Source organism: uncultured Serinicoccus sp., assembly GCF_947500995.1.
Taxonomy (GTDB): Bacteria; Actinomycetota; Actinomycetes; order Actinomycetales; family Dermatophilaceae; genus Ornithinicoccus.
The window spans coordinates 1-680 of sequence record NZ_CANMUA010000030.1 but is presented as its reverse complement, the minus strand read 5'-3'; the positions used below and the strand labels follow the sequence as shown (position 1 = coordinate 680).

Genomic DNA, 680 nt, shown 5'->3' with positions numbered 1-680 from the left:
GCGGCAAAGTCGGACGAGCGTAGCCGTCCTCCACGCGGCTACGTGTTTCATTGACGGCAGGATCGGGCCCGGCCAGGCTCGGTCTCAGGTGACCGGGATGGTCGTTCTCTTTGCGGCTGCCCACGCTCTTGGCGTGAGGCTCACAATTGGCGTGCGTCGTCCCGGTCACCGCCAGGGCTGCGAGAGGCTCAAGAGGGGTATGCCCAGCCGTACGTAGCGGTGCCCTCCCAGCTCGACATCACCGTTGTCCGAGCAAAGGAGCACAGCAATGGACGAGCAGGAGTCACCGCGGGTCGTGATCGGGATGGACCCGCACAAGCGCAGCGTCACGATCGAGGTCATGACCGCCGACGAGTCCGTCGTCGGAGGCGGCCGCTTTCCCACGGACGCCGAGGGATACACCCGGCTGCTGGCCTACGCCCGTCAGTGGCCTGAGCGGGTGTGGGCGGTCGAGGGCTGCGCCGGGATCGGCAAGCACGTCGCCGACCGGCTCGTCGCCGACGGCGAGGACGTCGTGGACGTGCCGGCGAAGATGTCGGCGCGGGTGCGGATCTTCGCCACCGGGCAGGGCCGCAAGACCGACGCCACCGACGCCCATTCCATCGCCCTGGTCGGGGTGCGCATGTCCGGGCTGCGCCCGGTCATCAACGACGAGCAGCTCGAGGTGTTGCGGATGTGCG

General features: G+C 68.7%; 1 protein-coding gene. It reads left to right on the top strand.

The window, feature by feature from the left end:
* Positions 1 to 268: 268 nt before the first annotated feature.
* On the top strand, positions 269 to 680 hold a 412-nt coding region (locus Q0967_RS17295), incomplete at its 3' end, for a transposase (RefSeq protein ID WP_298753226.1).